Annotated in this window: 23 protein-coding genes; 13 read left to right on the forward strand and 10 right to left on the reverse strand. The window is 66.4% G+C overall.

All coding sequences use genetic code 11. The features are described 5' to 3' along the window. Nucleotides 1-31 precede the first annotated feature (31 nt). Complete coding sequence (locus tag RHOSA_RS0108190) at nucleotides 32-802, forward strand: alpha/beta fold hydrolase (RefSeq protein WP_027288288.1); 771 nt, start codon at nucleotides 32-34, stop codon at nucleotides 800-802. Nucleotides 803-855: 53 nt separating this feature from the next. Here the strand turns inward: RHOSA_RS0108190 and RHOSA_RS0108195 are convergent, their stop codons facing one another. Both RHOSA_RS0108195 and RHOSA_RS0108200 read right to left on the reverse strand, forming a co-directional pair. Continuing rightward, nucleotides 856-1,515 (reverse strand): endonuclease III domain-containing protein, encoded by a 660-nt coding sequence (locus tag RHOSA_RS0108195; protein ID WP_027288289.1) that lies wholly within the window; start codon nucleotides 1,513-1,515, stop codon nucleotides 856-858. A gap of 36 nt (nucleotides 1,516-1,551) precedes the next feature. Next, nucleotides 1,552-2,613, reverse strand: coding sequence for a Gfo/Idh/MocA family protein (locus RHOSA_RS0108200; RefSeq protein WP_081728577.1), 1,062 nt, complete (start codon nucleotides 2,611-2,613; stop codon nucleotides 1,552-1,554). A 291-nt stretch (nucleotides 2,614-2,904) separates the two neighbouring features. On the opposite strand from RHOSA_RS0108200, the gene RHOSA_RS21305 reads away from it, so the two are divergent. The 7 genes from RHOSA_RS21305 (at nucleotide 2,905) to glcF (ending at nucleotide 9,545) form a co-directional block, all read left to right on the forward strand. Further along, nucleotides 2,905-3,570: a cytochrome c oxidase assembly protein gene (locus tag RHOSA_RS21305; protein WP_051431947.1), complete on the forward strand. Its 666-nt coding sequence runs from the start codon at nucleotides 2,905-2,907 to the stop codon at nucleotides 3,568-3,570. 138 nt (nucleotides 3,571-3,708) lie between these two features. After that, nucleotides 3,709-4,683 carry a hypothetical protein gene (locus tag RHOSA_RS0108210; protein ID WP_027288291.1) on the forward strand — a complete coding sequence of 325 codons (975 nt, stop codon included), beginning with the start codon at nucleotides 3,709-3,711 and terminating at the stop codon, nucleotides 4,681-4,683. Nucleotides 4,684-4,880: 197 nt separating this feature from the next. Then, a complete protein-coding gene (ykgO, locus tag RHOSA_RS0108215; protein WP_027288292.1) occupies nucleotides 4,881-5,006 on the forward strand; it encodes a type B 50S ribosomal protein L36 in 126 nt (41 codons plus the stop codon). 10 nt (nucleotides 5,007-5,016) lie between these two features. Beyond that, the gene (locus RHOSA_RS25065) at nucleotides 5,017-5,346 is read left to right on the forward strand and encodes a hypothetical protein (protein WP_156092618.1); all 330 of its coding nucleotides are present in this window, start codon (nucleotides 5,017-5,019) and stop codon (nucleotides 5,344-5,346) included. Nucleotides 5,347-5,401: 55 nt separating this feature from the next. Further along, nucleotides 5,402-6,883, forward strand: a complete 1,482-nt coding sequence (locus tag RHOSA_RS0108220; protein WP_027288293.1) for an FAD-linked oxidase C-terminal domain-containing protein — start codon at nucleotides 5,402-5,404, stop codon at nucleotides 6,881-6,883. A 7-nt stretch (nucleotides 6,884-6,890) separates the two neighbouring features. After that, complete coding sequence (locus RHOSA_RS0108225; protein WP_081728578.1) at nucleotides 6,891-8,171, forward strand: FAD-binding protein; 1,281 nt, start codon at nucleotides 6,891-6,893, stop codon at nucleotides 8,169-8,171. A 39-nt stretch (nucleotides 8,172-8,210) separates the two neighbouring features. Then, nucleotides 8,211-9,545, forward strand: coding sequence for a glycolate oxidase subunit GlcF (glcF, locus tag RHOSA_RS0108230; protein ID WP_027288295.1), 1,335 nt, complete (start codon nucleotides 8,211-8,213; stop codon nucleotides 9,543-9,545). A gap of 87 nt (nucleotides 9,546-9,632) precedes the next feature. On the opposite strand, the gene RHOSA_RS0108235 is transcribed toward glcF, so the two are convergent. Beyond that, nucleotides 9,633-10,733, reverse strand: coding sequence for a M14 family metallopeptidase (locus tag RHOSA_RS0108235; protein ID WP_027288296.1), 1,101 nt, complete (start codon nucleotides 10,731-10,733; stop codon nucleotides 9,633-9,635). A gap of 141 nt (nucleotides 10,734-10,874) precedes the next feature. Here RHOSA_RS0108235 and RHOSA_RS0108240 point away from each other — a divergent pair, with 141 nt between their 5' ends. The 3 genes from RHOSA_RS0108240 to RHOSA_RS0108250 all read left to right on the forward strand — a co-directional run bounded on the left by RHOSA_RS0108240 (nucleotide 10,875) and on the right by RHOSA_RS0108250 (nucleotide 13,520). Further along, the gene (locus RHOSA_RS0108240) at nucleotides 10,875-11,417 is read left to right on the forward strand and encodes a tetratricopeptide repeat protein (protein WP_027288297.1); all 543 of its coding nucleotides are present in this window, start codon (nucleotides 10,875-10,877) and stop codon (nucleotides 11,415-11,417) included. A 179-nt stretch (nucleotides 11,418-11,596) separates the two neighbouring features. Then, on the forward strand, nucleotides 11,597-12,511 hold the full coding sequence (gene rarD / locus RHOSA_RS0108245; protein WP_027288298.1) for an EamA family transporter RarD: 915 nt from the start codon (nucleotides 11,597-11,599) through the stop codon (nucleotides 12,509-12,511). Between the two features lie 43 nt (nucleotides 12,512-12,554). Next, the gene (locus RHOSA_RS0108250) at nucleotides 12,555-13,520 is read left to right on the forward strand and encodes a 1,4-dihydroxy-2-naphthoate polyprenyltransferase (protein WP_051431948.1); all 966 of its coding nucleotides are present in this window, start codon (nucleotides 12,555-12,557) and stop codon (nucleotides 13,518-13,520) included. 54 nt (nucleotides 13,521-13,574) lie between these two features. Here the strand turns inward: RHOSA_RS0108250 and RHOSA_RS0108255 are convergent, their stop codons facing one another. The 7 genes from RHOSA_RS0108255 to RHOSA_RS21315 all read right to left on the reverse strand — a co-directional run bounded on the left by RHOSA_RS0108255 (nucleotide 13,575) and on the right by RHOSA_RS21315 (nucleotide 22,621). Next, a complete protein-coding gene (locus RHOSA_RS0108255; protein ID WP_027288300.1) occupies nucleotides 13,575-14,486 on the reverse strand; it encodes a LysR family transcriptional regulator in 912 nt (303 codons plus the stop codon). A 19-nt stretch (nucleotides 14,487-14,505) separates the two neighbouring features. Further along, nucleotides 14,506-15,444 carry a DMT family transporter gene (locus RHOSA_RS0108260; protein WP_081728579.1) on the reverse strand — a complete coding sequence of 313 codons (939 nt, stop codon included), beginning with the start codon at nucleotides 15,442-15,444 and terminating at the stop codon, nucleotides 14,506-14,508. 239 nt (nucleotides 15,445-15,683) lie between these two features. After that, nucleotides 15,684-17,456 carry a chloride channel protein gene (locus RHOSA_RS21310; RefSeq protein ID WP_037257769.1) on the reverse strand — a complete coding sequence of 591 codons (1,773 nt, stop codon included), beginning with the start codon at nucleotides 17,454-17,456 and terminating at the stop codon, nucleotides 15,684-15,686. Nucleotides 17,457-17,742: 286 nt separating this feature from the next. Beyond that, the gene (pyk, locus tag RHOSA_RS0108275) at nucleotides 17,743-19,164 is read right to left on the reverse strand and encodes a pyruvate kinase (protein ID WP_027288303.1); all 1,422 of its coding nucleotides are present in this window, start codon (nucleotides 19,162-19,164) and stop codon (nucleotides 17,743-17,745) included. Between the two features lie 183 nt (nucleotides 19,165-19,347). After that, entirely contained in the window at nucleotides 19,348-20,631 is a 1,284-nt protein-coding gene (locus RHOSA_RS0108280) for a glycerate kinase type-2 family protein (RefSeq protein WP_037255939.1), read from the reverse strand. Nucleotides 20,632-20,637: 6 nt separating this feature from the next. Continuing rightward, entirely contained in the window at nucleotides 20,638-21,399 is a 762-nt protein-coding gene (locus tag RHOSA_RS0108285) for a FadR/GntR family transcriptional regulator (RefSeq protein WP_051431949.1), read from the reverse strand. Nucleotides 21,400-21,748: 349 nt separating this feature from the next. After that, complete coding sequence (locus RHOSA_RS21315; protein WP_051431950.1) at nucleotides 21,749-22,621, reverse strand: tetratricopeptide repeat protein; 873 nt, start codon at nucleotides 22,619-22,621, stop codon at nucleotides 21,749-21,751. 114 nt (nucleotides 22,622-22,735) lie between these two features. Between RHOSA_RS21315 and RHOSA_RS0108295 the strand changes: the two genes are divergently transcribed. Beyond that, the gene (locus tag RHOSA_RS0108295; protein WP_027288306.1) at nucleotides 22,736-23,653 is read left to right on the forward strand and encodes an SDR family oxidoreductase; all 918 of its coding nucleotides are present in this window, start codon (nucleotides 22,736-22,738) and stop codon (nucleotides 23,651-23,653) included. A gap of 117 nt (nucleotides 23,654-23,770) precedes the next feature. Then, nucleotides 23,771-24,988: an SLC13 family permease gene (locus RHOSA_RS0108300; RefSeq protein WP_027288307.1), complete on the forward strand. Its 1,218-nt coding sequence runs from the start codon at nucleotides 23,771-23,773 to the stop codon at nucleotides 24,986-24,988. Nucleotides 24,989-25,012 lie beyond the last annotated feature (24 nt).

Raw genomic sequence — 25,012 nt, forward strand, 5'->3', positions numbered from 1 at the left:
GTTTGCGCCCGGCCGCGAACCACAAAGGCGTATGACACAGACGCTGAACACCCTCGTCACCGGCGATGGGCCGCCGCTGGTCGTGCTGCACGGCTTGTTCGGGCAGGCGAAGAACTGGGCGACGATCGCCAAGGGGCTGGCCGACGGCCGGCGGGTGATCGCTGCTGACTTGCGCAACCACGGTGCTTCGCCCTGGTCGGACGAGATGACCTATCCCGCCATGGCGGACGACGTCGCCGGGCTGATCGAACAGCTGCCGGAAGGCCGGGCGGAGGTGCTGGGCCACTCCATGGGCGGCAAGGCGGCGATGGTGTTGGCGCTCACCCGGCCCGAGCTGGTCGACCGGCTGATCGTCGCCGACATCGCGCCCATGGCCTATTCCGGCGGTTCGCTGTTGCCGTTCGTCGACGCCATGCTGGCGGTCGATCCCGCCCGCCACGACAGCCGCAAGAGCGTCGAACAGGAGTTGAAGCGCGCGGTCCAGGATCCGGGCATCCGGCAATTTCTGCTGTCCAACCTGACCCGTGGCGACTCCGGCTTTCGCTGGACCCTGAACCTCTCGACGCTCCGGGCCGCGATGGACACGCTGGCCGGTTGGCCGGACGTTGACGGCCGGTACGATGGCGCGACCCTGTTCCTGGCAGGCGCGCGCTCGGACTACGTCACCGAGGCGGCGCGGCCTGCGATCGACCGGCATTTTCCCAATGCGCAGATCACGCGCGTGCCGGCCGGTCACTGGGTCCACGCCGAGGCGCCGCAAGCCACGCTCACCGCCCTGCGCGCGTTTCTGGAGTTGGAGTGAGACCGAGGCCGGCCTCGCCTTCCGGCAGCGTGCCGGTGCGCGGATCGGTTGGCTTATCCGCGGGTCATCTGGCCGGCCTGATAGGCGGCGCACAGGTCGGATAGGGGACAGATCGGGCACTTGGGCGCACGGGCTGTGCAGATCTGCTTGGCAAAGGTGATCAGCCAGATGTGACCGTCGCGTTTGGCCCAGCCGGGGGCACACGCGTCGAGTTGCTGGGCGGTCTGTTCCTCGGTCTTGCCGTGGGCGAGGCCGAGGCGGTTGCAGACCCGGTGGACATGGGTGTCGACGGCGATCGCCTCCTGCCCGAACGAGAACCGCAGCACGATGTCCGCGCATTTGCGTCCGATTCCGGGCAGCTCCATCAAGCCCTTGCGGGTGCGCGGAATCTCGCCACCGCGATCGCGGACCGCTGCCGCCAGACGCCTCAGGTTGCGGGTCTTGGCATTGTACAGCCCGCAGGGCTTGATCGCGGCGGCGATCTCCGCGTCGGGCAGGGCGAGGATGCTTTCGGGCGTGTCGGCCAGCTGGAACAGGGCGGTCTTTGCCTTGGCCGTGTTGCTGTCGCGGCTCTGCGCGGACAGCAGGCAGGCGACCAGCGCGCGGAAGTGCTCAACCTCCTCCTTGACGTGCGGGCGGCGCTCGCCCTCCGGCACGTGATAGCGCGCGTGCAGGCGTTCGAAGAGGCTTTGGATCTGAGGCTGGGTGAGCATAATGCCGGGGAAGCTGGGGCAGGTGGGGGCCTGCGTCTAGGCGCTTGCCCCGGCGGCGCGTTGTTCGGGGAGGACGATGTTCATGTGTTGCTCGATCATCAGCGCGGTCTCAAGCGCCCGGCGGCCGTCATCGCCGGTCACCATCGGTTTGCCGCCGTGGCGCAGCACGTCGATGAAGGCCGCCAGCTCCTGGCCCAGGTTGTCGTTGATCAAGGCGCGCCGGCCGCTGATCGAGCCGTTGACGTAGGGCAACTGCGGCTCAATCGCGCCCAGGCGGGAGTGGCTGCAGGTGCGTGCCAGGAAGTCGATGTCGATTGTGCCGTCCGCCTGGACGATCCGCGCGCGCCGGCTCCGCCCCTCGCTGGCGCGGCTGGCGACCAAGCGCACCGTGCAGCCGTTGGCGTAGTACAGCGTGACGTCGGCTTCATCCGGGTAGTCGGTGACCGATGGCGCGCCCAGCCCGATCACGCCGGTGATCCGCGTACGCACCAGGGACTGGGCCAGATCGATATCGTGGATCATCAGGTCGGTGACCACCGAGCAATCCAGGCTGCGCCCGGTAAACGGGCCCATGCGCTCGCAGTAGATGTCGGTGGGCGCGCTTGCCATGCTCGCCAGTCCGACCTGTGCGGCGAAGAAGCGTTCCTGGTGGCCGACCTGCAGGAGCATGCCGCGTGCGTCGGCCAGCGCGATTAGCGCGTCGGCCTGCTGCAGGGTCGCGGTCATCGGCTTTTCCACCAGCACGTGGATGCCGTTCTCCAGGCAGGTGCGGGCAACCTCGTAGTGCGTCGAGGTGGGCGTTGCGATGCTCAGCGCATCGACCTGATCGATGACCGCATCCAGTCGGTCGTAGGCGGGGCAGCCATAGGGCTCGGCCACGGCGCGGGCGCGCTCGATGTCGATGTCGATCACCGCGCTTAACGCGCATCCTTCGAGCGCGGCGTATTTGGCGGCATGGAAGCGCCCGAAATAGCCGACGCCGACAACGCCAACACGCAAGGGGCGGTCGCGCTCGCTGGAAACGGAGATGATCCCCTCCCATAGACGGTTGGGTGTGGCATGCCGGGGTACCGATAGGGCGGGACTCGGAAAAGGCATACCTCAATATTTGTTGGCACAGTACTGAGTGTTGGCCCGCTGCTCAATGTTGCGCATTTGTGATTCAGCGCGTGGGGGCTACCCGCCCGGCGAGACGAAATGTCGCAGAAGCCATAAGGAGACGGCGGGATTCCAGGCCATAGACGATGCGCGGGCAGAGGGGCGCGCGGTCCATATGTGACACACGCTTTACACGTCGCTGCGCGGCCGCCATCTCCCGGCAACCTCTAACCTGCCACGGGCTATGCACCGCGGTTCCTGAGCGCGAAGGACTGAAAGGAGCGAGTGGGGATGGCGACTCCCGCCCAAGACCGTCGTCGCACCCTGAAGACTGTGTTGCCGTTGATCGGCATCCTGTGCGCAATGGGGGTGCTGATGTATTACGCGGTGCCGCTCTACAACATGTTCTGCCAGGTGACCGGTATTGGCGGCACCACCCAGCGGGCGACGGCCGGGCAGGCGGTCGAGCGGGTCGACCGCGAGATCACGGTGCAGTTCGCCACCCAGGTGCAGCCTGACCTGCCCTGGGAATTCTGGCCCGAGCAGCGCAAGGTTACGATCGACCTGGGCGAACGGAAAACGGTCTATTTCCGCGCCAAGTCCAACGCCGACCGCGCAATCGTGGGCCATGCCGCCTATAACGTCACGCCGCTCAAGGTCGGGAAGTACGTCAACAAGATTCAGTGCTTCTGCTTCACCGAGGAGAAGCTGGACGCGGGCGAGAGCGTGCGCATGCCCGTCGAGCTGTTCGTGTCCCCGCAACTTGCCAAGGATGTCGATACCGACGAGGTGCGGACGGTGACCTTGTCCTACACTTTCTTCGAATCGACGAATCCGGACGGTGCCAAGGACCTGAAGCGTCTCGATACGCCCGCCGGTGACGCGGATGCCGATGGCGGGATGAATTTCCCGAGCGCGCAGGACGAGGCGTCGGATTCCGGTGGGAACCCGTCCTGAGGGAAACGGTTGGACCGCCCCAGGCGCGAGGATCGTATTTACCTTCCCTTTACCGCGATCCGGCAGGCTCGCGCGGGGTTGACCGTGCCGCGCCAGCAGCCGCTGGCGGCACGGTTCGTGGGTCTTTAGGTGGATCGAATGGCGGACACCAAAGCTGGCAACGGAATGCGGATCCCGGTCGCGTTGGCGCGCCAGGGGAAGATTCCGTGGTCGTTGCGCTTGAAGGCGTGGTGGAACGGGTATCAGATCCGTCTGCCCGATATACCGCCGGAGACGGTCGAGACCGAGTTGCCCGACCATGAGGTCCGCGCGCCGGAAAAGGTCCTGCCCTGGGACGACGAGCGGATCAGCCTGGTTCAGGACGTCTGGGGTCCCGGGTTCGACCGCCCCGGCGGCGAGGCGGATGTGCTCACGCTGCTGAAGCCCATCGGCCTGGACCCCAAGATGACCTTGATGGAACTTGGGGCCGGTCTGGGCGGGGCGACACGGACGGTCAGTAAGGAGTTCAACGTCTGGATCGCCGGTATCGAGAGCGATCCTGATCTCGCGCGTGCGGGGCAGAAGCTGTCCGAGATTGCTGGCCTGGCCAAGAAGGCGCCGATCCACGCCGAAGGGCTGCGCGAGATCGAAATCAAGCCGGGCAGCCTCAACGTGCTGTTCGCCCGTGAGGCCTTCGTAAGCGTCCCCGACAAAACACGTCTGCTGCACACCATCGAGAAAGGGCTCAAGACGAACGGCCAACTGCTGTTCACCGATTACGTCCTCTCAGCAGTTGGCAACCGCAGCCCGGAGCTGGACGCCTGGCGCGATGGCGAGCCGGAGACGCCGGCGCCGTGGGCGGTGTCGGACTGGCTGGAAGCGCTGAAGGAGTTGAAGTTAGAGGTCCGCATCAAGGAGGATCGCAGCCACCATCATATCGCCGCGGCGAAGCACGGCTGGGCCAGCTTCATGGAGCATGCCGCGCACGACGGGCGTCTTGAGCGTTACGGCCAACTGGCGTTGGATGAATGCGACCTCTGGACCCGCCGGTTGAACGCGTTGGAAAGCGGCGCGCTGCGCGTCTATCGCTTCCACGCGATCAAGCGTGGCGCCGCCACCCTGTCGGACTGGTAAGCGCCACCGATCTTGAAGGAGTCTCCCGCGCAGCCGCGCTTGACGGGAGCGGGGGCGGCCACTATGGTCCGCCGCCGAATTGGCCGGGGTGCGCGCGTCCCACAGCCTTGGTGACGGGGCGAAGCGACGGCGCCGACCGGAGATCGCAATCCGATAACCTTACAACCAGCCACGCGTCAGCCGGAACGCCAACAGCCATGAAGATTCGCAATTCCCTGCGCACCGCGAAGAAGCGGGACAAGAACTGCCGCGTCATCCGCCGCCGCGGGCGTACCTACGTGATCAACAAGAAGAACCCGCGTCTGAAGGCCCGCCAGGGCTAACAGCCAACAGTTGACGCCGCGCGCCCGAGAACGGGCGGCACGGCGTTCAACGAACGCGCAAAGAAGCCGCGTCGGGATCGCCCGGCGCGGCTTCTTTGCGTTGTGGGGGCAGCGGCGCTGGCCGATTGTGACGGCAATCAGGTTGACCTTGCGCACGCGCCGGCCACATACTGCATGCAACTGGTACTACCAGTTGCATGCGCACCGTCTCCTGGAGGTGCGGCTGGACCTGCCGGGCGACCGGCCAAATTCGCGCAAGATCGGCGCGCGGGTGGATGAAACCACCTGTCGAACGTCGGCGTTTATCATCACTCCGGCACTTCAGAAGGCGTGCACCTAGCGCGCGGCTTGCGGCCGGAGCGACGATTATGCGGAGGTAGACGACCTTGGTCTCGATGCCCGAGCCCAAGCGCGAGATTCTCGACCGGCAGGACGAGATCGTCGCGCGCCTGAGGGAAATCGTGCCCGGCGAGGGCGTGATCGTGCACGCAGCGGAAAAGCGGGCCTACGAGTCCGACGGCCTGACCGCTTACCGCACGTCGCCGATGGTCGTGGTGCTGCCCAGTACCGTCGATCAGATCAGCCAGATCATGGCGTACTGCAACGACCTTGGCATCCGGGTGGTGCCGCGCGGGGCGGGGACGTCGCTGTCGGGCGGCGCGCTGCCGCTGGAAGACGGCATCCTGCTGGGCCTGGGCAAGTTCAACCAGATCCTCGAGGTCGACTACGATAACCGCTGCGTCGTCGCGCAACCCGGCGTGACCAACCTGGGCATTACCAAGGCCGTGGAGCACGAGGGCTTCTACTACGCCCCGGATCCTTCCTCCCAGATCGCCTGTTCGATCGGCGGCAACATCGCGGAGAATTCGGGCGGTGTGCACTGCCTGAAGTACGGTCTGACCACGAACAACGTGCTGGGCGTGCAGATGGTGCTGATCGACGGCACCGTGGTGCGTCTGGGCGGCAAGCATCTGGACAGCGAGGGCTACGATCTCCTCGGCCTGATCACCGGGTCGGAAGGCCTGTTGGGCGTGGTGACCGAGGTTACGGTACGCATCCTGAAAGCCCCGGAAAGCGCGCGGGCCGTCCTGCTTGGCTTCCCGTCGAACGAACAGGCTGGCGATACGGTGGCCGGCATCATCGCCAGCGGCATCGTGCCGGCGGGCGTGGAGATGATGGACAAGGTCGCCATCCAGGCCGCCGAAGACTTTGTCAGGGCTGGCTATCCGCTCGACGTCGAGGCGCTGTTGATCTGCGAACTCGACGGTCCGGAGAGCGAGGTCGACGAGCTGCTCGCCCGCGTCTCCCGGATCGCGCAGGACAACGGCGCCAGTTACGAGCGTGTCAGCCAGGACGATGAGGAACGCGCCAAGTTCTGGGCCGGCCGCAAGGCGGCCTTCCCCGCCGTGGGCCGGGTCACCCCCGACTACTACTGCATGGACGGCACGATCCCGCGCCACCAGCTGGCGCACGTGCTGGCCCGCATGCGCGAGATGTCGGAGCACTACCAACTGGGGGTGGCCAACGTCTTCCACGCCGGCGACGGCAACCTGCACCCGCTGATCATGTACGACGCCAACGAGGGCAATCAGCTGGAGCGCGCGGAGGAGTTCGGCGCGGATATCCTGAAGCTGTGCGTTCAGGTCGGCGGCGTGCTGACCGGCGAGCACGGCGTCGGCGTCGAGAAGCGCGATCTGATGGGGGAGATGTTCACCCAGATCGATCTCGACATGCAGCAGCGCGTCAAGTGCGCGTTTGACCGCGACGGTCTGCTCAACCCGGGCAAGATGTTCCCCACGCTCTCCAACTGCGCGGAGATGGGGAAGATGCACATCCATCGCGGCAAGCTGCCGTTCCCGGACATTCCCCGGTTCTGAGCGCGCCATGACCGACAGCACCCCCGACGGCGCCGTGTCTGGCACGGGCGCCCGCAACCCCGAAGCGACCACCTACCGCCCGGAAACCCAGGAGCAGTTGGTCGACCTGATGACCTGGGCGGCGAGCGCCGACGCGCCGCTGGAACTGAGCGGATCGGGCAGCAAGCGCGCGCTTGGCCGGCCGATGCAGACCCAGGCCGGCCTGTCGCTGACCGCCTTTTCCGGCATCGAATTGTACGAGCCGGAGGAACTGGTCCTGAAGGCCGGGGCTGGTACGCCGATGGCGGAACTGGTCGCGGAGTTGGCGAAGCACCACCAGGCGTTCGCGTTCGAGCCGCCGGATCTGGCGCCGCTGCTGGGTGCACCGGCCGGGCAGGGGACGCTGGGCGGCACGGTTGCCTGCAATCTGGCCGGTCCGCGCCGGGTCAAGGCCGGGGCGGCGCGCGATCACTTCCTGGGCTATGCCGGTGTGTCCGGCCGGGGCGAGGCGTACAAGTCCGGCGGCCGGGTGGTGAAGAACGTCACCGGCTACGACCTGTGCAAGCTGATGGCCGGCTCCTACGGCACGCTGACCGCGATGACCGAGATCACCATGAAGGTCCTGCCCGCCAGCGAGGCGACGCGCACCGTGCTGCTGACCGGTTTGGACACCGGCGAAGCGGTGCAGGCGCTGACCGCCGGCCTGACCTCCAGCTTCGAGGTGTCTGGCGCGGCGCACCTGCCGGCCGGCATCGCGCCCTATAGCAGGGTGTCGGATATCGCTGCCGCGCATACGAGCGTGACGGCGCTGCGCCTGGAAGGCCCGCCCAAGTCGGTCGAACACCGCGCACGCAAGGTGGCGGAGGTGGTGCAGGGCTTCGGCGCCACGTCCGACCTGCTGGATGAGGCGAGCCAAGCCTTGTGGGCCGAGATTCGCGACGTGCGCCCGTTCGTCGGGCTGGACGGCATGGCCGTCTGGCGGATTTCCGTGCCGCCGGCGCAGGGACCGGACGTCGCCGCGCGGCTGTCGCTGCTCGATAGTCGCGCGCAGTACTACCTGGACTGGGGCGGCGGGCTGATCTGGCTCGCGGTGCCGGAAGGCACCGATGCCTTCGTAGAGGGGGTGCGCGGCGCCGTGGGGGCCACGGGTGGTCACGCCACCCTGATCAAGGCCTCCGAGCAGGTCCGCGCGGCCGTGCCGGTGTTCCAGCCACAGGATGCCGGTCTGGCGGCGTTGACGAAGAACCTCAAGAACGGCTTCGACCCCAAGCGCCTGCTCAACCCCGGGCGCATGTACGCCGGCGTTTAACCTCGACCAAGCGTCAACGCGGGAGCTTTTAGCGAGCCCATGCAGACCCACTTCTCGCTCGCCCAGCTGGCCGATTCCGATACGCAGGACGCCAACGACATCCTGCGGCTGTGCACGCACTGCGGTTTCTGCACGGCGACCTGCCCGACGTTCGTGCTGTTGGGCGACGAGCTGGATAGTCCGCGCGGGCGGATCTACCAGATCAAGAACATGCTGGAATCGGGCAAAACGCCGGATGACAAGACGGTCACCCATCTGGACCGCTGCCTGACCTGCCTGTCCTGCATGACCACCTGTCCGGCGACGGTGAACTACGCCCACCTGCTGGAACACGGGCGGGAGTACATCAACGAGCACTACACCCGGCCGCTGCCGGACCGCGCGTTGCGCCGATTGCTGCAGCTGGTGCTGCCCTATTCGGGACGTTTCCGCGCCGCGCTGCTCGGCGCGCGGCTGGCCCAACCGTTCGCGTCCCTGATGCCCGGACGGCTGAAGACGCTGGTCGGTATGGCGCCCAAGGAATTGCCGTCGCCCAGCTGGGTCGACAGACCGCAGGTCTTTCCGGCCGAAGGGCCGCGGCGCGCGCGTGTTGGACTGCTCGCCGGCTGCGCGCAGAAGGTCGTGAACCCGTCGATCAACGAGGCGACGGTCCGCCTGTTGAACCGCCACGGCGTCGAGGTGGTGGTGACCAAGGAGCAGGGGTGCTGCGGCGCGCTGGTCCAGCACATGGGCGATACCGAGGACGCGCAGACGCAGGCCAAGGCGAACATCGCCGCCTGGACTCGTGAGATGGACGGCGAGGGGCTGGATGCCGTGATCATCAACACGAGCGGTTGCGGCAATACCGTGAAGGACTACGGCTTCCTGTTCCGCCACGACGAGGCCTGGCGTCCGGAGGCCGAGCGGGTGCAGGCGATCGCCAAGGACGTTACCGAATTCATGAGCGAGTTCGGCCTGAACACCCCCGTGCGCCAGCCGGACCTGCGCGTGACCTATCACGCCGCCTGCTCGCTGCAGCACGGCCAGGGCGTCACCAAGGCGCCGAAGACACTATTGGGCGCGGCGGGCTTCCAGGTGAAGGACGTACCGGAAGCGCACATCTGCTGCGGCTCCGCGGGCACCTACAACCTGCTGCAGCCGGAGATCGCCAGCCAGCTGCGCGACCGCAAGGTCGCCAACATCGGCAAGACCCGGCCCGACGTGATTGCCGCCGGCAACGTCGGCTGCATGACCCAGATTCAAAGCGGCACCGACGTTCCGGTCGTGCACACCGCCGAGCTGCTCGACTGGGCGACCGGCGGTCCCGTGCCGAAGTCCCTGGAAGGCCGCGAGATTCCGGAAAAGCCGGCGCCGCAGAAGGCGGCGGCGGAGTAGAGTCGCGGCGCCGGCCCGCCTTTTGGCTTCCTTCGAGATGGCCCATCGACCGCGTCTCGACCCATGCCAATGGCTGATCGTAGGGGCTTAGTCTCGCTGTAGCCACGCGCACGCGGCCTCGAAGGTCTCCAGCGACCGGCGCAGCACCGCGTGGCGCCAGTCCGTGTCCTCGGGCACGAAGACGCGGCTTAGCTCGGCCTTGATGCGTTGGCCGGTCTCGCTCTCCAGCGTGCCGTCCGGGGCGTGCAGGTGCAGCCAGTTGTCCGCGCGCAGGGCGCGGCGCACTTCCGGGGTGGGTTCGCTGCCAAATTCGAGGGCGCAGGCCACCAGGTCGCGCCCCGGCAGGCGCCGCTCGATCGCTTCCAGCGCGGTGCCCGGCAGTTCGGTCGCCACCGAATTGCCCAGTGTGGGGCAGGCGAAGTCGTCGCCGAACGCGGCCTGGACGTTGCGGTAGGCGCTTCCCTTGGGATCGTGCATCACGATCCGCTCGCCGTGACCGTAGGGCCCTAGCCCGGTATGCAAGTCGACCACCGCCACCCTTCGGGCCTTCGCCAACGCCCCGTCGATCGCGGTTTCCAGCGTGCGTCTGGACCACACCGGGGCGGTGCCGCCGTAGAAGATGCCGTCGGGATGCTGGTACTGCCCGCCGGAGATCGCCTTCTGCAGGACGTGCGTGCCGTGCGCCTCCATAAAGCGTTCCATCGCCGCGTCGCCGCGCTGGATCGTTTCCTCGGTCCAGTCGCGCGGGCAGATCTCGGGGAACAGTTCCTCATATCCCGGATTCTTGGGGTGCGGCTGATCGTGGTCGACGAAGTTGCGGTTCAGGTCGACGTTGCCCTCGGTCACCCGCCGGGTCCAGGCATAGCCGTAAGGGTTGAGGGCATGGATCTGCAGTAGCGCCACGTCCTCCGGCAGCTTGCCAGTCTGCAGCCAGGCTAGCTGCGCAGCGGTGCCGGGGTAACCTTCCGTGCCGTGGGTGCCGGAGATCGTTACCAGCACCCGGTCGGCCTCGCGCGGGCCATGCCAGGCGAGATCGGTGAACACCGGGTTGCCGTCGGGGGCGTTGACCGGGTTCATCACCTCTTCCAGCGTGCCGTTGTGGTCGCGGCTAGCACGCAGAAAACGGCTGCGCGCGTCGCGGTAATCGTGCGGGAAGACCTGCTCCGGGGTGGGATCGCGATCGCTCATGGTGCTGGTGGACTCACCCTGACTGGTTGAAGACGGGCAAGGGTTGTGGCCGGTCCGGCGGCTCGATCGTCGTTTTCCGGCTGGTCAGCGCCCGTCGGCGCGCCATAATCGAAAACTATGCGACGGCTCTCAACACCTGCCTTGATCTTGTCACTTCTGGCCGTGGCGCTGTTGGCCGTGATGCCGGCCCGGTCGGATCAGGACGACCCGCGCCTGGACCGGCTGTTCGACCGGCTGGAAAGCGCAACCAGCCGGGGGCAGGCGCAGGTGCTCGCTTCACGCATCTGGTCGATCTGGTTCCAGCATCCCAATGGCTATATCGAGGCGCTGCTGCGCCAGGGCCGGGAAGCGCTGCAGGATGACGACCTGGCGGGCGCCTACATCGCCTTCGACGATGTCGTGCGCAAAGCCCCCGACTTCGCGGAGGCGTGGAACGCCCGGGCCACCGTGAACTACCAGATGGGCAACTACGAACGGTCGCTGGCCGACATCCGCCGGACCCTGACGCTGGAGCCGCGCCACTTCGGCGCGCTGTCCGGGCGCGGGCTGTGCTACCTCGCCCTCGACCGGCCGGAACAGGCATTGACGGCGTTCGAGGCGTCGCTTGCAATCCATCCCTACCAGCCGGGCGTGAAAGCTCAGGTCCGTCAGCTCCAGGCCGAACTCGACGCTCGTGATCTCTAGGCGCGGGAGCTGCCCACGCCCGCATGCCACCCATGCACGCGCTGGTTAGCCGCAGTCGTGTAGGGACGTTAGCTTACCTGCAGAGCTAGCTGGACTTCTGCGCCCCTTGATGGCGTTCGTTTGGCCGGCTGAACGGCCATCCAGCGTGCCGGCAACACGACCAAGAGTACTAAGACCAGATGCGCGACGAGAAACTGATCGGTGGCGCGTACGCCGTCGCGGCGTTCGGCAGTTGGGGCGTGTTGCCCCTGTACTTCCACGTGCTCAGGCACGTGCCCGCGTTGGAGATTCTCTCGCACCGGATCGTCTGGTCGGTGGTCCTGCTTGCCGGTCTGTTGACGGTCCTGCGTCGGTGGCAGGGCGTTCGCGCGGCTCTGGCGGACCCGCGCACGCGGCTGATGCTGATGGGCTCGACGCTCTTTATCTGCGTCAACTGGCTGACCTTCATCTGGGCCGTTTCGGCCGAGCGGGTGATGGAAATCTCGCTCGGCTACTACATCAACCCGTTGGTCAACGTCGTGCTCGGCGTCCTGGTCCTGCGCGAGCGGTTGAGCCCGGCGCAGGGGGTGGCGGTCGCGCTGGCGACGATCGGGGTCGCCAACCTGGCGTTCCAGACGACAGGGCTGCCGTGGCCGTCGCTGGTGGTGGCGCTGTCGTTCGGCTTCTACGGCCTGATCCGCAAGACCACCAACGTGGAGTCGATCGAGGGGTTGTTCCTGGAAACGCTGTTCATGGGGCCGTTTGCGCTCGCCTTCCTGCTGTGGATCGGGGCGATCGGTACAGGCAGCTTCACCGCAGCCGGCCCGGGACAGGCGCTGCTGTTGGTGGCGGCCGGGCTGGTCACCTCGCTGCCGCTGATCTGGTTCACCAGCGGCGCGCGGCGGATCAGCTACATCGCCGTCGGCTTCTTCCAGTATCTGGCCCCGACGGGACACTTCTTGCTGGCGGTGTTCGCGTTCGGTGAGCCGTTCTCGGTCGATCACGCCGTGACCTTTGCTTTCATCTGGACGGCGCTGGCGATTTTCTCCGCCGATCGCTGGCGTCAGGCAACGCGCGCGCGGCGGGAACGGCGTGCCGGGGCAGCGGCCGAATGACCACATTGCGTACGCGGTTTGGATGTGGTCTAGGCTCGGTCGCATGAGCCAGTTCGCCTCGACCCAGCCTGCCAATGCCGCCGCGGCGCCAGCGGTGTCCCGCCTGCGTGCCTGGATGATGGCCGCACGCCCCCAGACACTGCCCGCCGGTGCCTCGCCGGTGATCGTCGGCACGGGGGCAGCCATCGGGGCTGGCGTGTTCCATCTTTGGGCCGCGCTGGCTGCTCTATTCGGCGCCCTGCTGATCCAGATCGGCACCAACTTCGCCAACGACTATTACGACGCGCTGAACGGTGCCGACACCGACGCGCGCACCGGCTTCACCCGCGTGACCTCGGTCGGTCTGATCGATGGGCGCACCGTCTACCGCGCGATGTGGCTGACGTTCGCGGGGGCCGTCGGGGTCGGCTGCTATCTGGTCTGGCTGGGCGGCTTGCCGATCGTTGCGCTCGGGCTGGTTTCGATCGCGGCCGGGATTGCCTACACCGGTGGGCCGGCCTACGGCTACAAGGGGTGGGGCGATCCGTTCGTGTTCGTTTTCTTTGGCCTGGTTGCGGTCAACGGGACCTATTACGTCCAGGCTGTGGCCGGCGGTGCACCGTTACCGCTCGGCATTCCGGACGGGACGCTTGGCTGGGATAGTCTGCTGGCCAGCCTGCCGCCGGCGGGGCTGACCACCTGCATGCTGGTGATCAACAACATCCGCGACGTCGATGGCGACCGCGCGGCGGGCAAGCGGACGCTGGTCGTCCGTTTCGGCCGGCCGGCAGCGCGCCTGGAACTCGTCGGCTTGCTGGTGCTGGCCTACGGCGTTCCGCTGGCGTTGGCCTTGGTGGAGAGCGCCTGGGCGCTGCTGCTGCCACTGCTGACCGTGCCGATTGCCGTGTCGGTCGTGCGCACGCTTTACATCGCTACCGACGGCCCGACACTTAACCGGACGCTTGCGCGTTCGGGCAAGCTGATGCTGGCGCACAGCCTCCTGTTCGCGGCCGGGCTGGCGGTCTCCTAGCGGGGCGCTTTCGGGGCCCGATCATCGGTCTGCGTGTTGGGCGGAACGAGTATCTCAGGCGGGGCTGTGGAAGCGCAGATCGACGCCAAGGTCCTTCAGCATGCCAGCGATGGGATCACGCTCCCGTTGGCGCAGGGCCCGGCTGATGCCGCCGGCCAGGGTGCTGGCGGCCCACGCAAGGTAGTCCTGGCCGGTCTCGCGTACCAGCAAGTTCAGGTTCGCCTTTGGCAGGGCGGGAAGCTGCGTTTCGTCGTGCCAGTGTCCAAGAGACGCGGTGAGCTGCGCGGACATGATGGTGATCCCGCCGTTTTTCAGCTCGCAGAACATCTCGTCGAGATTGTCGAATATCAGGTGACGCTCTACCCGGAAGGGGGCGCTTTGGACCGCGGCCATGGCCAGAGCCGAGTAGAGGCAGCCGCGGGGAAGGGAGACCAGGCGGATGTCGCCGCGCCTTGTCGACAAAGGGCTGCATCCTGCCCAGCCGAGGTCTAACCGCCAGGTGCGGGTGGCCTGCTGCAGCGGCTGCGTGGTGGCGGCGATCCCAAGGTCGATCTCGCCGGCCTCGAAGGCCTGCAGGACGTTGTGGGAGGTCATCGAGACGATTTCGATATCGCGTTCCGCCAAGGGATCGAGCCAGGTCTTACAGGTGAGCCAGAGGTCCTCTGGAATCCCGACCCGGAGCCGTTCATCAGGCATTTGGCGAAGGGCGTCGACGCGTTGCTCGAACGCATCCAGCAGGGCGTTGGCGGCCTGGACCAGCTGCTCCCCGCGGGCGGTGAAGTGCACCCCGCCGCGTCGGTGGTGCAGCACCTGAAATCCGACCGCGTCCTCGACCGCGTCGATCTGCTGGCTGATGGCCGGCTGCGTCCGTCCGATTTGCCGGGCGGTTTCGGACATGCTGCGGGTCCGATGCAGCGCCTCCAGCGTCAAGACATGACGGAACGACAGTTTTGCGAGATGGGACACGCTCTTGCCTCCGTCTGTATCAGTCTGGCCGCTTCCGGACGGCTACCAGGACCTTCAGGCCGATCGAGGCCATCAAGATCGCGACGCCCACGGTCTTGGACACCGTCATGGGCTCCCCCAAGAACAGACTGCCAAGAAAAATACCCATGATCGGGGTCATCAGGAAGAAGGACGCGGCCTGGTTCGCCGTCAAGACGCTCAGAAGGCGGAACCAGAGTGCTATCCCGAAAATCGACCCCAGAAACACGAGATAAAGCAGTTCCGGCAGCGCCCGGGCGATGGCCGTCCAGCCTGGTGGTGTCTCCAAAGCGAGCGACACAACCATCAGCACCAGCCCCGAGACCAGAAATTGGGGGCCGCAGATATCGAGGAAGTTGTGCGCGGTCACGATCCGCTTGACCAGCGTGTTGCCCAGCGCAAGCGCGGCCACGGCGACCAGGAGCACGATCGCCGCCGCTGCGTAGGACTCCGGGTCTAGGTGCTGGCTGCTGTGGCGATCCAGTACTGCGACGCCGACCCCGATCATCCCCATGACGACGGCGATCCCTTCGATCAGAGAAGCACGCTCCCGCAGGACCAGGAAGGCCGCCGGAATTGTCAGCAGCGGCAGCGAGGAGACGACGATGTTGACGACCGAGGTCGGGATGGCTGTCAGTGCCCAGTAAGCCGCGCCCAGGTAGACGGCCTGGGACAGCAGCCCGGCGATCAGGATCGTGCGCCGCGTTGCCGGAGAAGACTGACGCCAGAGCTGGATGGCGGCGGCGCCGCGCACTGCCAGCAGCAGTCCTCCAGAGACGCTCAAGCGGATCGCCGCCAGCATGATCGGGGGAATGTCGGGCAGGGCGAAGCGGGTCACCACGAAGGAGAGCGACCAGATCAGGGCGAACAGTGTGCCCCCGAGGGCCGCCCAGAGCCCGGTTGTGGTGGCCCTTGAGTACGTGTTGGGGAATGACCGCATGGAACGGGAAACCTCATCGGCTGCAAGCCGCGCGTGGAACGGCCCGGATGACAGCCGGTGAGGCTTCGAGGTGAGGGGCAGTACAAGCTTTCCGGCGCCAGCGTGACCCCGGCCATAAAGCGCGGCGGCTGCGTGTTCTGGGTTGTGCCGCGGTTATGGCCGGGCGGGTCGCCGAAGCGAAATTGATTTTCCTTATTCCGATCCGGCAGGACGCGTATGGATCGGTTGGGCCAGCGTGCTTATGCGTGGAAGTGCTGCATCACGGAATCGGCGATGCGGTCCTTGCCGACGACGCCGATGACATGGCGGGACTGTGCCTCTGTCCGGCCGTTCGGCATGACCAGGGCGTAGTGGCCATCCTGGTCGCTCATCCGCTGCAGGACGTCGTGCAGGATGTCGTCGCGCTCGGCCAGCACCCAGGCGCGGCTGGCCAGCTCGCCAAGGGTGGCGTCGGTCTGCACGCCCTCGCTGGAGCGCAGGACGCGGCTGACGCGGACCACCCCGACCGCTTCGTCACCGTCGGTGACCAGGATGAAGTGCTTGTCGGTGTCGAAGCCGAGCGTCTCCAGCGCGGTCTCCAACGTCATCTCCGCGGGCAGGACGGCGAAGGCATCGTCCATCACTTCGGCGGCGTGACGCACCAGGAACATGTTGGTGTGCCGCTGCTTGGGAATGTGCTTGCCGCGCCAGGCGAGCTTGATGGTGTAGATATTCTCCGGCGACAGCCACCGGCGCACGCCGATCGACAGGGCAACCGCGATCACCATCGGAACGATGATGTTGTAGTCGCGGGTCATCTCGAAAACCATGACGATCGCCGTCATCGCCGCGCCACTGGCGCCGCCGACCACGGCCGCCATGCCGACCATGGCGAATTCCACCGGGGAGGCATCGAATCCGGGCAGCCAGTTGAGCGCGATCGCCAGCGCCGCCCCCAGCGTCGTGCCCATGAACAGGGATGGCGAGAAGATTCCGCCGGAAGCGCCGGACCCGAGCGACAGCGTGGTCGCCGCCAGCTTGGCGACGAACAGGATCGCCATCAACTGGAAGGTCGCCAACTCGTTGTGCAGGACCGCGCTGATCGTGCCGTAGCCAGTGCCCTGGATGAAGTAGTGCCCGTAGCTCTGCGCCAGCAGGTACATCATCGTTCCGACGATCAGCATGCCGACGGCGTGGCGCAGATAGTGATTCTTGAAGTAGTGGTCGAATACGTCTTCAAGAGCGGAGAGCACGCGGATGAAGGCGAAGGACGCCAGCCCGCACAGCAGCCCTAGCAACGTGAAGCCGGCGAGATCGCTGAAATTGATGCCCTGGAAGGCCGCTTCCTGGGCGATTGGCACGATGAACGCGGGATCGATGCCGAAAAAGAGCCGCCCGATATAGGTCGCCGTGGCGGTTGCGATCACCACCGGCAGGAACGTCCGGCTGGAGACCTCCGGGAGCATCAGCTCGATCGCGAACATCACCCCGCCCAAGGGGGTGTTGAAGGTCGCCGCGATGCCGGCCCCGCCACCGGCGGCGATCAGGGTGATCCGCTGCCAAGTCGGCAGGCGCGTCAGTTGCCCCATCGTGGAGCCGAATGACGAGCCGATCTGGATGATCGGCCCTTCGCGCCCGACAGCGGCGCCGGAGCCGATCGACAGCGCCGAGGCGAGCGACTTCGCAATCGCAACGACCGGGCGGATCTGCCCCTCGCGGTGGTAGATCGCGTCCATCACCTCCGGGACACCATGGCCGCGTGCCTCCGGCGCGAAGGTCTGGGTCAGCCAGACCACGCCCAGACCGCCGATCACCGGAACCAGGATGACGAACGGCCCCCACGGGCCGAGCGGCATCAACGCTTCGGCGTCGTAGACCACATCCAGCTTACCGGCGAAGAAGAGGTTGTGCAGAACTGCGATCAACATTCGGAAGGCAAGCGCGCCGATCCCGGTCACGATCCCAACAAGGAACGCGAGGCCGGCGAGCGTAACCAGTCCGACTTGGCGACTTCCGTCTGTTTGTTCCGTCATGCTGTTCCGCAGCATAACTTTCTATCGGGCAATATTCCACCGGACGGAAAGGTGGGGTGCATGTAATGCATAGCTATCGAGCGGTATCAGTGTACCAGGAGCCGCAAGAGAACCTTGCAGTAACTTGGTGCTCCGGCGTGTCAGGGGGCTGGGCCCCTGACACTGTATGGTGATGAAGGCGTCGACTATCCGTTTAGGACGCGCTCATACGGTTGGCGGTACCTAAGCCTGATACCAGTGCCCCTGACCTCCACGTGGATAGACAAACCGCACCCTTACGGCGCCGTTAGCGCCCATCGACCAAGGCGATGCGCAGGACGTTGGTGGCGCCCGGGGTTCCGAACGGGACACCAGCAGTGACCACCAGCTTCTCGCTTTTCTTGGCGAACTGCTCGTCGAGGGCGATCTTGCAGGCCTTGTCGACCATTTCCTGGAAATTGGCGACGTCGGCGGTGTTCACCGTGTGCGCGCCCCACAGCAGGGTCAGGCGCCGGGCGGTGTCCAGCCGGGCGGTTAGCACCAGGATCGGCACGTGCGGTCGCTCGCGCGCCGCGCGCAGGGCGGTTGACCCGGAGGTGGTGTAGCTGACGATCGCCGCCGCACCGATGGTTGAAGCGACCTGCGCGGCCGCGGCCGAGATCGCATCGGGCGCAGTTGGCTCCGGCTGCGGATGCAGCGCCTCGACGATCGCGCGATAGAAGTTGTCCTTCTCCGTGCGCGCGATAATCCGGTCCATGAATTGCACGGCTTCGCGCGGATAGTGGCCGGCGGCCGTTTCGGCCGACAGCATCACGGCGTCCGCGCCATCGTACACGGCCGTCGCGACGTCGGAGGCTTCCGCCCGCGTCGGTGAGGGCGACTGGACCATCGAGTCGAGCATCTGGGTCGCCACGATCACCGGCTTGCCGGCCAGCCGACAGGCGCGGATGATATCCTTCTGGTGGCCAGGCACTTCCTCGGCGGCAACTTCGACGCCCAGATCGCCCCGGGCAACCATGATGGCATCCGCCAGCTCGACCAGTTGGTCCAGGCAGTCCAGCGCCGCCGGCTTCTCCACCTTGACCACGATTCCGGCCTTACCGCCGATCAGCTTGCGGGCCTCCGCGACGTCTTCCGGGCGCTGCACGAACGACAGCGCGACCCAGTCGACCCCCATCTCCAGACCGAAGCTGAGGTCCTCGCGATCCTTCTTGGTCAGCGGCGAGATTGGCATGACCACGCCGGGGACGTTCACGCCCTTGCGGTCGGACAACGGGCCGCCGGTCTCGACCTCGCACTCGGCGTAGTCGGAGCCGCATTCCTTGACGATCAGCCGCAACTTGCCATCGTCGAGCAGGATCGGGGTCTCCCGCTCCAACACCTCGAACACTTCGGGGTGGGGCAGCGGGGCGCGGCTGCTATCCCCCTCGGTCTCGTCCAGGTCGAGACGGAACCGTTCGCCGCGCGTTAGCTGTACCGTGCCATCTTTCAGCCGTCCGATGCGCAGCTTGGGGCCCTGCAGGTCCTGCAGGATTCCGATCGGGCGTCGATGCTCCTGCTCCAGCTCGCGGATCGTCGTATAGGTACGGCGATGATCGTCGTGACTGCCATGGGAGAAATTCAGGCGGAACACGTCCGCGCCCGCCTTGAACAGGTCATTCAGCACATCCCGGTCCCGGCTCGAGGGGCCCAGGGTGGCGACGATCTTAGCGTTTCTATTCCGTCGCATGACTCTCCACTATTCCGATGCCTGCGCCACCTTAAGCATTGCGTGCGGCAGGTCCAGGACAAAACCCGTTAATCAACGGTTGCAGGATTGTGAATAAAGCCCGGAGACTGGTTGCTTGTTACGCCAGACTTCCAGGCATGACAGTTTGGCCCAATCGTGGCGCGCTAGATGGGACCAGAAACCTCACGTCGCGGTGATCAGGATCGCGCGTAGGTCGTTCACGTTGGTGAGGGTTGGGCCCGTGATAACCAGATCGTCCAGCGCCTGAAAGAAGCCGTAGCCGTCGTTATCCGCCAGCAACGCCAGCGGGTCCAGGCCAGCCGCGCGGGCGCGGGCGAGACTGTCCGGCGTGACGAGCGCGCCGGCATTGTCTTCGCTGCCGTCGATCCCGTCGCTGTCGCCGGCGAGCGCCCAGATCCCGGGCGCACCGTTCAATGCGACCGCGAGCGCGAGCAGGAATTCCAGGTTGCGCCCGCCGCGCCCCTGGCCACGCACCGTCACCGTGGTCTCGCCGCCGGACAGCAGCACCGCCGGGGCAGGGGCAGGTTGACCGTGGTGCGCGACCTGCTGGGCGATACCGGCCATCACCTGGGCGACCTCGCGGGCTTCTCCCTCGATCGCGTCGCCCAGGATCACCGGCGTCACGCCAGCCGTGCGCGCGACCTCGGCCATCGCTTCAAGAGAGGCCTGCGGGCGGGCGATCAGGCGGTTGTCCACCCGCGTCAGTCGGGGGTCGCCCGGTTTCGGCGTTTCCTCGACCTCGGCGTCGAGGTGGCGACGGACCGATTCCGGCGGATCGATGGCGTACTTGGCCAGGATCGCACGGGCGTCGGCGAAGGTGGTTGGGTCCGCCACCGTTGGACCGGAAGCGATGGTCGCCGGATCGTCGCCGGGCACGTCGGAGATCAGCAGCGAGACGACTCGAGCCGGCGCCGCCGCAGCGGCGAGTCGACCGCCCTTGAGCGCGGAGAGATGCTTGCGCACGCAGTTCATCTCCGCGATGTCGGCACCACTTTTCAGCAGCGCCTTGCCGACCGCTTGCTTGTCTTCGAGCGACAGCCCCGGGGCGGGTTGGGCGAGCAGCGCCGACCCGCCGCCGGAGATCAGACAGATCAGCAGGTCCTGTTCTCCCAGCCCGCCGGCCAGCTCCAGGATCCGTTGCGCCGCCGCGCGTCCGGCCGCGTCGGGGACGGGATGGGCCGCCTCGATGCACTCGATATGGTTGAGCGCCACGGCGTGGTCGTAGCGTGTGACCACCAGCCCTTCGGGTGGCGGCGCGTCGGCCGGCCAGGAGTCTTCCAACGCGCGCGCCATCGATGCTGCGGCCTTGCCTGCGCCGACGACGACCGTGCGGCCATCGCTCGGCAACTCGGGGAGGTGGGCAGGTACCGCCTTGGCCGGATCCGCCGCGGCCAGGCCGGCATCGAACAGCCGGCGCAGCAGCTCTTGCGGGCTTTCGGGAACCAATGCGCTTTAGGCGCCGGAGCCGACCGCCTTGGGCGCATCGGCAAGGTTGGCTGGTGCGTCCACGGCGGTGTAGCTGCGCACGATGGCGTCCAGGTGCGTTTGCATCGCTTGGCCTGCCGCCTCGGGATCGCGGGCGCGGATCGCGTCGTAGATCTTCCGGTGATGGCTGAGCAGCATGCGATCGTCCTCGGGGCGGGCGATGAGTGTGTAGCGGTGATAGTCGAACATCTTTTCCAGGATGTCCTGCAGCGTACTCATCAGGTGCATGTAGACTGCGCTGCCGGTGGCCTTGGCGATCGCCATGTGAAAGGCGTAGTCGTCTTCGGCCTTGTGGTGGCCGCCACGCGCCGGATCTTCCATCGCCTGCAGCGCGTCGCCGATCGCCGCGATCTGCGCGCTGTCGGCTGCGCGCGCGGCGCGCCGGGCGGCCCAGACCTCGATGTTGGCACGGATTTCGGCCAGCTCGTGCAGATTCTTGGCGTCGGCGCGGACCAGTCGGAGCAGGCCGGAGTCGGTGTTGTTGGGCGCGGTTGTGATGCGCGTGCCGCCGCCCTGGACGGCCGAGACGAACCCTTGCGCCTTCAGCTCTTGCAGCGCGGCGCGGACGGAAACGCGCGAGACGTTCATCATTTCTGCGAGCTGGCGCTCGCCCGGCAGACGCTCACCCGGGGCCAGGGTGCCGGCGGCGATCATCTTCATGATTTCATGTGCCACGCGATCCGACACACGTTCGCGTTCGATCTCGCGGAACCTCGGGTCCTGTCTCATGCCGTCTCGATATCCTCTGGTTCGAAGCGCCTGCGTGCGCGAGCCCGCCAGTTTGGCCCCACAGCGCCGCGCGCTTGTATACAACTGTTGGAATACTGGTAGCACCAGCCTCCGGCATCGTCACGTCTGAAGAGGTACCATCCCGTTAAGATCGCAGTATTTTTAGGTCAATTTCCAAACTATCCACACGTATCGCGCGGTATCGTCGCTAGGTTATTCTCCAGTTTTTCGGTATGGAGAAGAAACTCTGGCGCGTTTACATATCACCGTGTGCGGCTGGCCGGTTCGGTGCGTCGCCGATGCGAATCAGGGCCCTGCAGCGTGATGCGTGCCCGCGACAAAGCAGGGCTTAGCCAGCCCCGCCATCGACCTGCACGTCCATCCTTTGCAAATTCTCACGGGCTGATTGGGCGAGACTGGAGTCGGGAGCCTGGCGGATCACCTCTAGCCAGCGCTGGCGGGCGGCCGCGGTATTGCCTTGCAGACGGGCGAGGGCGCCCAGTTCAAACAGAGCCTCGATATTGCCGGGATCCATCTCAAGGGCGCGTTCCAGATTTTCCCGTGCCATCGTCGGCGCGTCGACATAGCGGTAGGCGCTACCGCGGTAGACGTAGAGGTTCGGGCGTTGAGGCGCGTGTTCGATGGCCTGGTTGAGGTCGTCGATCGTCTCCCAGTAATGCCCGGCTTGAAAGCGGGCGTGCGCGCGGTCCAGCAGCAATTCGACGTCGTTCGGCCGGAGCTTCAAGGCTTGCGTCGCGGCGGCTTCCGCCCGCGCGGGCTGGTTTGCCAGCAGCCAGGCCCGGCTCGCCTGCGACAAGGCTGTAATCCGCGGCCCTTCGCCAATGTCGGCGGACATGGTGCGCGCCAGATCCTCCAGCATGCGCCCGGCCCGCCGATAGTCGCCGCGGGTCATATGGGCGACCGCCTCGCAATGGCGTGCGGGATCGCCGCCGCCAGTGTCCTGCCAGGTGCGGGCGCGTTCGATCGCCGTGTCAGGCTGGTTGCGTGCCATCTCCAGACAATCGGCGTAGCGCCGGGCTGCTTCGGCGCTCGAGTCCTTAGGGCTTGGATCGGCCGGCAGGTTGCGCGGCGTTTCGACGGAGTCGGTTGGCGGGCCAAAACTGAATCCGTCGTCGCCGCGTTGGGCAGCCGCCGGTAAGGTCGGCAGGATCAGCGCGAACGCGAGGGGGGCTAGGATCGGGGAGAGGCGGAAATGGGACATCTCAGGAAGGGCGTCTTGTCTCGCTAGCATGCGCGCCCTAACGTCGCTGCCGCCGAGCGCCGGTGCAAGAGGCTGCACTGCCTGAGTTAATTTGATGTTGAGGGGAGCCGTCGCATGGCCGATGGAACCGTGCCGCGCCTGTTCTGCTTCGGGCTGGGCTACAGCGCCAGCCATCTGGCGCGCCGCTTGCTGCACCGCGGCTGGCACGTCGCGGGGACAGTCCGCAGCGCCGAGAAGGCAGACCAACTGCGCGAGCAGGGGCTGGAGGTGCATCTCTTCGACCGTGACCATCCGCTGGCCGATCCGGCCGCGACGCTGGCCGGGACGACACACCTGTTGATCTCCGTCCCGCCGGACGGACAGGGCGCGGGCGACGCTGCCCTGGACCACCATGGCGCCGACCTCGCCGCGTGCGCCGATCAGCTACACTGGGCCGGTTACCTCTCGACCACGGGCGTCTACGGCAACCGCGATGGCGGCTGGGTCGACGAGAATTCGGAGCTGTGCCCGAGCAGCGCGCGCAGCGCCCGTCGGGTGCAAGCGGAGACGGCTTGGCGCCGGATGCACATCGACCACGGCGTGCCGATGCACACCTTCCGCCTAGCCGGCATCTACGGCCCCGGACGCGGGCCGTTCCGGTCGATCCGGGAAGGCAAGGCCAAGCGTATCGATCTGCCGGAGCAGAAGTTCGGGCGCATCCACGTCGAGGACATCGGCGATGTGCTGGAAGCCTCGATCGCCCGTCCCGATCCCGGGGCGATCTACAACGTTTCCGACGACGAGCCGGCCGCGCCCGCCGACGTCACACAGTTTGCCTGTGAGCTGTTGGGTGTCGAGCCGCCGCCGCTCGTGTCCTGGGAGGAAGCGGACATGAGCGCGATGGCGCGCACCTTCTGGCAGGACAACAAGCGGGTCGATAACAGCAAGGTGCATCGGGACCTTGGCGTGCAATTCCGCTATCCGACCTACCGCGAGGGGTTGCAGGCAGTGTTGCAGGCCGAGACGCAGACGCCAGTTGAAAGGCGTTCGTAGCCGGTGCTGCCGACGGTCGTGTAGGGGCGGCCCCTTCGCTTGAAACCCGGCTTAACGAGGACAGCCTGAGCGTCTATCAGCACGCCGCGAGTCCGTTTCGGCTATAAGGCTTTCCACGTGCCCTTCATCGTCGCTGGCATTTTCGCCGTCACTTACTTCGGCATGGCCCTGGGGCGCATTCCGGGGCTGCGGATCGACCGCACGGGCATCGCGGTGGTGGCGGCGGTGGCCGTGGTGGCAACGGGGGCCGTGTCCGAACGGCAGGCTTTGGCAGCGATCGATGGCGAAACGCTGATCGTATTGTTCGCCATGATGGTGGTTTCGGCCCAATTCGGCGCCGCGGGCGTGTACGACGATTGCGCGCGTCGGATCGTCGCCTTGGGCCGCACCCCGACGGTCTTGTTGGCAGGCGTGGTGAGTGTGGCCGGCGGCTTGTCGACCGTGCTCGCGAACGACGTCGTCGTGTTCGCGATGACGCCGGTCCTCTGCGCGGGACTTGGCGAACAAGGCCGCGATCCACGCCCGTTCCTGATTGCCTTGGCGGCGGCGAGTAATGCGGGGTCCGCCGCCACGCCGATCGGCAATCCGCAAAATATCCTGATCGGGCGCGCCGGCGATCTCGGCTTCCTCGAGTTCGTTCAGACCTGCGGGCCGCCGGCGTTGATCGCGCTGGTGATCGTATTCGTGATCGTTCGTCTCGTCTGGCATAAACACTTCACGGCGCCGCTGTCTCAGCCATTGGGGGCTCCCAGCGGCGAGCAGATTCCCTTGGACACCTGGCAGACGGGGAAGGGCTGTCTTGCCCTCGTGGCTGTCGTCGCGGTCTTCTTGATGCCGCTTGAAACCGGTTTTGGCATGCTGTGCGTGGCTGCCGTGTTGCTGCTCAGCCGACGGTTGGCCAGTCGCGATATGCTCTCGGCCGTCGACTGGCACCTCCTGCTACTGTTCGCCGGACTGTTCGTGGTGACGGCGGCAACGACGGCGACCGGCTTGAGCGCGCGCGCACTGGACACGCTGACCTATTTCGTTGACGACCCGACCGCCGTGCCGGTCCTGGCGCCGGTCCTGTTGCTGCTGTCCAATCTTGTGGGCAACGTGCCGACCGTGATTCTGCTGCTCGAGCTCCTGCCGGGACTGGGTACAGCCGATTTGCATGCCATTGCGGTGCTGTCGACGTTTGCCGGCAATTTGCTGTTGGTTGGCAGCCTTGCCAATCTGATCGTTGCCGAGCGCGCTGCCTGGTGCGGCGTGCATGTCGGATTTGCGAGTTTCGCCCGTAGTGGTGTTCCAATCGCGCTCTCGTCTATGGCGGTCGCCATTTTGTGGTTCGCATAAGCGAGCGAAGAGCGTGTTGTCTTT

The sequence above is a fragment of the Rhodovibrio salinarum DSM 9154 genome, assembly GCF_000515255.1.
Lineage (GTDB): Bacteria > Pseudomonadota > Alphaproteobacteria > Kiloniellales > Rhodovibrionaceae > Rhodovibrio > Rhodovibrio salinarum.

Bases quoted from the DNA above. Each gene is read 5' to 3' on its own strand.
- RHOSA_RS0108295 (WP_027288306.1), top strand. From the start codon at position 22,736: ATGGCCGATGGAACCGTGCCGCGCCTGTTCTGCTTCGGGCTGGGCTAC.
- RHOSA_RS0108225 (WP_081728578.1), top strand. From the start codon at position 6,891: ATGACCGACAGCACCCCCGACGGCGCCGTGTCTGGCACGGGCGCCCGC.
- RHOSA_RS0108190 (WP_027288288.1), top strand. From the start codon at position 32: ATGACACAGACGCTGAACACCCTCGTCACCGGCGATGGGCCGCCGCTG.
- RHOSA_RS0108220 (WP_027288293.1), top strand. From the start codon at position 5,402: ATGCCCGAGCCCAAGCGCGAGATTCTCGACCGGCAGGACGAGATCGTC.
- pyk (WP_027288303.1), bottom strand. From the start codon at position 19,164: ATGCGACGGAATAGAAACGCTAAGATCGTCGCCACCCTGGGCCCCTCG.
- rarD (WP_027288298.1), top strand. From the start codon at position 11,597: ATGCGCGACGAGAAACTGATCGGTGGCGCGTACGCCGTCGCGGCGTTC.
- RHOSA_RS0108285 (WP_051431949.1), bottom strand. From the start codon at position 21,399: ATGAGACAGGACCCGAGGTTCCGCGAGATCGAACGCGAACGTGTGTCG.
- RHOSA_RS21305 (WP_051431947.1), top strand. From the start codon at position 2,905: ATGGCGACTCCCGCCCAAGACCGTCGTCGCACCCTGAAGACTGTGTTG.
- RHOSA_RS0108260 (WP_081728579.1), bottom strand. From the start codon at position 15,444: ATGCGGTCATTCCCCAACACGTACTCAAGGGCCACCACAACCGGGCTC.
- RHOSA_RS0108250 (WP_051431948.1), top strand. From the start codon at position 12,555: ATGAGCCAGTTCGCCTCGACCCAGCCTGCCAATGCCGCCGCGGCGCCA.
- RHOSA_RS21315 (WP_051431950.1), bottom strand. From the start codon at position 22,621: ATGTCCCATTTCCGCCTCTCCCCGATCCTAGCCCCCCTCGCGTTCGCG.
- RHOSA_RS0108235 (WP_027288296.1), bottom strand. From the start codon at position 10,733: ATGAGCGATCGCGATCCCACCCCGGAGCAGGTCTTCCCGCACGATTAC.
- RHOSA_RS21310 (WP_037257769.1), bottom strand. From the start codon at position 17,456: ATGACGGAACAAACAGACGGAAGTCGCCAAGTCGGACTGGTTACGCTC.
- RHOSA_RS0108210 (WP_027288291.1), top strand. From the start codon at position 3,709: ATGGCGGACACCAAAGCTGGCAACGGAATGCGGATCCCGGTCGCGTTG.
- RHOSA_RS0108200 (WP_081728577.1), bottom strand. From the start codon at position 2,613: ATGCCTTTTCCGAGTCCCGCCCTATCGGTACCCCGGCATGCCACACCC.
- ykgO (WP_027288292.1), top strand. From the start codon at position 4,881: ATGAAGATTCGCAATTCCCTGCGCACCGCGAAGAAGCGGGACAAGAAC.
- glcF (WP_027288295.1), top strand. From the start codon at position 8,211: ATGCAGACCCACTTCTCGCTCGCCCAGCTGGCCGATTCCGATACGCAG.
- RHOSA_RS0108195 (WP_027288289.1), bottom strand. From the start codon at position 1,515: ATGCTCACCCAGCCTCAGATCCAAAGCCTCTTCGAACGCCTGCACGCG.